The 6802-nt window shown below is 45.0% G+C and carries 3 protein-coding genes; 2 read left to right on the forward strand and 1 reads right to left on the reverse strand.

The annotated features are described in order from the left end of the window. Positions 1 to 220 precede the first annotated feature (220 nt). Together IM496_RS01120 and gloB are read left to right on the forward strand one after the other, a co-directional pair. Positions 221 to 2071, forward strand: a complete 1851-nt coding sequence (locus IM496_RS01120; protein WP_287660990.1) for a polysaccharide deacetylase family protein — start codon at positions 221 to 223, stop codon at positions 2069 to 2071. 45 nt (positions 2072 to 2116) lie between these two features. Continuing rightward, positions 2117 to 2890 carry a hydroxyacylglutathione hydrolase gene (gloB, locus tag IM496_RS01125; RefSeq protein ID WP_287660991.1) on the forward strand — a complete coding sequence of 258 codons (774 nt, stop codon included), beginning with the start codon at positions 2117 to 2119 and terminating at the stop codon, positions 2888 to 2890. Positions 2891 to 3030: 140 nt separating this feature from the next. Here gloB and adhE read toward each other — a convergent pair whose 3' ends face one another. After that, positions 3031 to 5697 carry a bifunctional acetaldehyde-CoA/alcohol dehydrogenase gene (gene adhE, locus IM496_RS01130; protein WP_287660992.1) on the reverse strand — a complete coding sequence of 889 codons (2667 nt, stop codon included), beginning with the start codon at positions 5695 to 5697 and terminating at the stop codon, positions 3031 to 3033. Between the last annotated feature and the right edge of the window lie 1105 nt (positions 5698 to 6802).

The following is a 6802-nucleotide window of genomic DNA, read 5'->3' on the forward strand; positions in this document are numbered from 1 at the left end:
TAACTGATAACTGATAACTGATAACTGATAACTGATAACTGATGAGGGTGTTCTAGAAAACTTGACAAGGGAACGGATTATAGGGAAACTCAGCTTGTAATCGGTGGGCTTTGCTGACGAGAAAACAAAAGCCAAAAATCTAGATAAAAAGCAGTTTTTTCGGTAAATCAAGGACTATCTGCTTTTTTACTTTTTACTTTTTACTTTATTACTTGATCTTATGCGTTGGCAAGCTCGGCAAAAATCTTCCTTTTCTTTCCTTCCCCTATACGGATTTTTGGCATTTATCGTCACTTGTCTGATTATTTGGGCAATTTCTTTCTATCCTCGTTCTAATGCTCTGGTGGGGGGTGATTATCTTCCCGCACCTTTTAGGGAGTTTCAACCGGAATGCGCGGATTATGTCCTAGAAAATAGTTCCTTTAAGGATATATCGAGAATTTTTGACTGTAAAACCTATAAAAACATCTCTGATCGAGTGATTCTACCCCTATCTCTCCAAAAAAACGATATTAGTCTCGATAATTGGCAAAATAACTCGGCAACAGCGATCGAATTAGCACCCTGGCCGGAAATTCATCCCCGCGCTCAAGAGACAAAAGTGCCGATTTTAATGTATCACGACATTTTACCGGAAAAAGAGGTATTTTTTGACGTTACTCCCGCCGAATTAGAGGCACATTTTCAGTTTTTGCAGGAAATCGGGGCAACTCCGATCAGTATCGATTGGTTAATTTCCCATCTGCGGACAGGTATCCCCCTTCCCGCTAAACCGGTTTTATTAACTTTTGATGATGGTTATGGGGGACATTACCAGTATGTCTATCCTTTATTGAGAAAATATAACTATCCCGCCGTTTTCTCGATTTATATCAATAAAATGACTCAAAAAACCGGCCGAACCAGTGTCACTTGGCAACAACTCCAGGAAATGGCCGCCGATCCTCTAGTACAAATTGTCTCCCATAGTGTCAGTCATCCCCGGGATTTAAGGTTATTATCCGATGCAGATTTGGAGCAAGAAGTCAAGCAATCGAAACAAATCTTAGAAAAAGAATTGGGCATTCCCGTTAATTATTTCACCTATCCGGAAGGTAAGGCGGACGATCGAGTGAAGGAATTCGTCAAAAAAGCGGGTTATCGGGCGGCTTTATCGATGAATGACCTCGATGAGCATTTTGCTGGACAATCCCCCGATTTACTCACGATTGGACGCTTTGGACAATCGCGCACGCGAGAAATTGTCCCGCAAGCTTGGGGAGGTGATCCCTTACCCCGTACCGATGGCGGTTTTAACTTTGCCACCACCATCCAAAAACGGGAAGTAGAATTCCCAACTAATACACTTGTTCTGATTAGTGGCGGTATTCCCAAAACCATCCACGCTGATAGTCGTTATCAAGTGGAGGAAATTATCGCCGGTACAGAAGCGATCGCGGCTGTAGATGGCGGTTTTTTCTCTCTCAAGGAATTGGACTCAAATCAGATGATCGGGCCGGTTTTAAGCGAAAATGGCGGCTTTATACCAGGATATGAGGGAGAAATCGACAAGTTAGAGGGTCGTCCTTTAGTAATCATTACCGATGAATGGGTGCGTTATCTTCCCTTCGATCCTGCCCGTCATAATACCCTAGAAGGAATTGCAGCGGAGGCTAGAAATGATCTCAAGGTTACGGATGCTTTTGTCGCGGCCGCTTGGTTAGTCAAAGATGGACAACCACAATCGCGAGAATCCTTTGGTACACTTTACGGTTTTGATGCCCTGCGTCACCGGGCTTTTTGGGGGATTAATCAGGCAGGACAGCCAGTAATCGGGGTTTCCAGAGATCCGATCGATTCCATGGCTTTGGGAGAATTATTAGTACAGGCAGGTTTTCGGGACGCAGTGATGTTAGACTCGGGAGCAAGCACCTCCCTCGCTTATCAAGGTCAGTCGCAAGTGCATTATACTCCCCGTCCTGTTCCCCACGTTGTCGCTTTATTTCCCCCCACAGAAACCTATATTGTTCCCATTAATCATGTGGGGATTCCCTGCGTAATTTTCGCCGATTCCTGTCCTGCGGGGAGTTAGGTTAGCACTATATGATCGAGTTAAACCTTAGCCCAAAATTCTACCATGGAGATCGAACGTCTTAACGCCCTTTCCGATAATTATATTTTCCTCCTCTACGATCCGGCGCAAAAAATCGCGGCCGTGGTGGATCCGGCGGAACCTGAACCCGTTTTCAGGCGATTAGAGGCTTTACAGGTGGATTTAGTCGCTATTTTCAATACCCATCACCACGGCGACCATGTGGGGGCTAATCAGGCTTTAATTAATCGTTATCCCCATCTTTGTGTTTATGGGGGAAAGGAGGATCGCGGTCGCATTCCGGGCCAGCAGCTGTTTTTAGAGGAGGGGGATCGGGTGGAATTTGCCGGTCGCTGGGCCGAGGTTTTCTTTGTCCCCGGCCACACTCGCGCTCATATTGCCTATTATTTTCCCCCGGTTAACCCCGGAGATTACGGTGAGTTATTCTGTGGTGATACCCTGTTTTCTGGGGGTTGTGGTCGTTTATTTGAGGGAACACCGGGCCAAATGGTGGCTTCTTTAACTAAATTGCGATCGCTGCCCGACCAGACTCGGGTTTGGTGCGCTCATGAATATACGTTAAATAATTTAAAGTTTGCCTTGACAGTTGACCCTAATAATGCTGCTCTGCAACAGCGTTATCGGGAAGTGGAGAAAAATCGCGCTGAAGATATTCCCACGATTCCGGCAATTTTGGGGACGGAAAAGCTGACTAATCCTTTTTTGCGTTGGGATAGTCCCGCTTTGGCAATGACCATGGATAGCAACGAACCAGTACAGGTGTTTGCACGGCTACGGGGGAAAAAAGATAATTTTTAAGTAGTGGCTAAGTAGGGTTTGCTGAAAAAGTTTTTCGTGGGGGCAGGGTGTGGGGTGTGGGGTGTGGGGTGTGGGGTGTAGGGTTGATTCATGAATCAACCCTACTAGGGGGTAGGGGGGATCAAAGGCAAAATCTATCTCTACAAGCTCAAGGGTTGCGGATCTAACTTCAAATCGGCAAGACTGACCTCACCGTAACCATTTACCGCCACCTCTAGGGGCAAATTGCCGTGATAAGCTTGGATTAACAGGGTTTTTAAGTCCTCAATCAGGGGATAACGGGGATTGGCTCCGGTACACTGATCATCGAAAGCTTGTTCAGCTAAATGGTCTAATTTGGCCATAAATTCGGCTTCACTTTCGGGAATTACCTCTTTGATACTGGCCGGAATACCGATTTCCCGTTTTAAACATTCGATCGCTAATACCAATCTTTCCACACTTTCGGTCTCGCTTTCTCCTCCTAATCCCAGGGAATGAGCGATCCTGGCATAGCGCCACTTCACGTTAGGATATTTGTACTGAGAGAAAGTCGCCTGTTTAAAGGGGGCATCGGTGGCATTATAGAGGATGACGTGGGAAATCATCAAAGCATTGGCGAGACCGTGGGGAATATGGAAAATTGCCCCCAATTGGTGAGCCATGGAGTGACAGATGCCTAAAAAGCCATTAGCAAAGGCCATTCCTGCCATTGTCGCCGCGTAATGGACTTTTTCCCGCGCTTTCGGGTCTTTGGCTCCGTTATGATAGGAACTGGGCAAGTATTTAAACAGCAGTCGGATGGCATCTTGAGCAAGAGCATTGGTATATTCTGAGGCTAAAACCGAGACGTAGGCCTCAAGAGCGTGAGTTAAAGCGTCAATTCCGCCGTAGGCTGTCAATTTTTTCGGCATATTCAGCACTAATTCTGGATCGACGATGGCCATGCTGGGAGTTAGGGCATAATCTGCCAAAGGATACTTAATATTATTACGGCGATCGGTCACGACGGCGAAGGGAGTCACTTCTGATCCTGTTCCCGAAGTGGTGGGAATACAAACCATCAGAGCTTTTTCGCCTAAAGGGGGCAATTCATAGACTCGTTTGCGGATATCCATAAAACGCATGGCCAAGCTCTCGAATTCTATCTCTGGATGCTCGTAGAGTAGCCACATGATTTTAGCGGCATCCATGGGGGAACCACCACCGATAGCGATAATTACATCGGGATTGAAGGTATTAATGACATTTAACCCCCGTTCGACGGTTTCTAGGGAAGGATCGGGTTCCACATCATAAAAGATATTAACCGTGATGCCGATTTCTTCTAAAACCTCCTCTAAAGCTGCGGTAACTCCTAGGTCAAAAAGAGGTTTATCGGTGACAATAAAAGCCCGTTTTTTGCCGGCTAATTCCCGAATAGCGACGGGTAATGCCCCGTATTTAAAATATACTTTTGGGGGTACTCGGAACCAAAGCATATTTTCCCGGCGCTCGGCTACGGTTTTAATATTTAATAGGTGGGTAGGTTCGACGTTTTCGCTGATGGAATTACCGCCCCAAGTGCCACAACCGAGGGTTAAACTAGGATCGAGACGGAAGTTATAGATATCACCGATCGCACCTTGGGAGGAAGGGGTATTAATTAATACCCGGGCTGTTTGTACGTTGTCTTCAAAGCGCTTAATATGTTCCCGATTAGAGGGTGCAGTATAAAGCACGGCCGTATGACCTCGACCGGCAAATAAGACCAGTTTTTCGGCTTTTTTTACCCCATCTTCAAAGTCTTTGGCTCGGTACATGGCTAAAATTGGCGAGAGTTTTTCGTAGGAAAATGGTTCCTCTAAGCCAATATTTTCTACTTCTCCGATTAGTAAGCGGGTATCTTCGGGAACGGAAATTCCGGCCATGGTGGCTAATTTTTCTACCGGTTGTCCGACGATATCGGGGTTGATATGACCATCTTTGAGGAGAATCCCGACGACTTTTTCCCTTTCTTCGGGGGAAAGAAGATAGGCCCCGCGATCAATAAATTCTTGTCGAACTTCTTCATAGATGCTATCGACAACGATTACCGATTGTTCGGAGGCGCAAATCATGCCGTTATCGAAGGTTTTACTGAGAATAATCGAGGAAACGGCCATTTTTATGTGAGCAGTTTCGTCAATTAAAGCGGGGGTATTGCCGGCACCGACTCCTAGGGAAGGTCTTCCCGAAGAATAGGCCGCTTTTACCATACCGGGACCGCCGGTAGCGAGGATTAAATTAATGCAGGGATGTTGCATTAATGCTTGGGAAAGTTCCACCGATGGCTGATCGATCCAACCAATAATACCAGCCGGTGCGCCCGCTTTCACGGCCGCTTCCAAGACAATTTTAGCCGCCGCGATGGTGCAGTCTTTGGCTCGCGGATGGGGAGAAAAAATGATGCCGTTGCGGGTTTTCAGGGCAATTAGGGCTTTAAAAATGGCTGTAGAGGTAGGATTTGTGGTGGGTACGATCCCCGCTAAAATGCCCACGGGTTCGGCGATTTTTTGCAATCCAAAGGATTTATCTTCTTCGATAATGCCGCAGGTTTTGCTGTGTTTATATTTGTTGTAGATGATTTCTGAGGCAAAATGGTTTTTAATCACTTTATCCTCTATTACTCCCATCCCTGTCTCTTGTACGGCCATTTTAGCTAGGGGAATGCGAGCGTTGTTGGCTGCTAATGCCGCTTTTTTGAAGATAAGATCTACTTGTTCTTGGCTATAGTTGGCAAATTGTTGTTGAGCTTTTTTTACCTGTTGAATCAGTGCTTCTAGCTCTTGTCTATTGGTAACTATCATAACAATTTTGTCGAAAAAATTACGCATTTTATTCTACTATAGTGTTTTTCGGCAAGGGACTCGCCTAATCTTGGGATTTTCTTTATAGTCTCCTAAGAATTGGTATTATAGAATACTAATAATCCTAGGTAATAGGTATGGGGGAAGTGGGGAGATGGGTTTTAAAGTTCGATTGGGAGTTTATCATATTATTCAAAACAGAATCTATTATGAGAAGGACTGTATCAAATTTAAGTCCTTCTTTTGATCAAATTTAAGTCCCCCTTAAAAAGTGGGATTTAGGGGGATCAAATTTTTTAAGGGGGATTTAGGGGGATCAAATTTTTGTCAGTTCTTTGGGATGCTTTTGGGTGCGTTACACTCCGCTAACACACCCCACTGGATTGTTTCAGCTAATTTGGTGTATTAGAAAAATGCTATAAATTCTATAATCTAAGACTTTAAGCCGAAATCTATTGCCCTATTTTAGCTGAAACAGTCCACTACATTTATATTTATAGCGTTTCCTAAGCTAGTGAGGTACACTTGTTTTTCTTCCCCTTTGCCTTTTGCCTTTTGCCTAAAACCCATAACTTTTGTACCTCAGCAGACTGAAAAACGCTATATTTTATTTCTCCCTCTATTATCATCAGGGTAAGCTGCTCTAATTTAGTATAAATTGTACTTGACAAAGATTTCTGAATAGGGTATTGAAATCGCCATAGCACCGTCCCGCACTGCCAGTACCCAGACTCAGCCGCTGCTAAGCTAAGAATAAGCGGGTTAAATGCGTCTTAGCTTACAAAGCCTGATGATGCCGTTGATGCTCTTGCTGTCAATGAAAGTGCCAATAATCAGGCCAAGGGACTTGCGTGGGAATAATATCCCAGCTAGAAAATCGCTCTGTAGAAGAATCAGACCAGCCAGATGGCATATTATCAAAGCGCAAGTCCCTTAGCTGCGGGGGCTCTCGAAGGCTCTCCCCCTACTTAGGGTTTGCTGAATAAATCTAAAAACCTTGTTGGGTAAACCTTTTAGACTTTTTTTCCCTCAAAAAGTGCCAACCATTGGAGTGATCGGGGGTAAAATCCCTGAACTTTTTCCCTGAAAATTAGGTAATTGACCA

Origin of the sequence: Microcystis sp. M049S2, assembly GCF_020245625.1 — a bacterium.
GTDB classification, from domain to species: Bacteria; Cyanobacteriota; Cyanobacteriia; order Cyanobacteriales; family Microcystaceae; genus Microcystis; species Microcystis ichthyoblabe_A.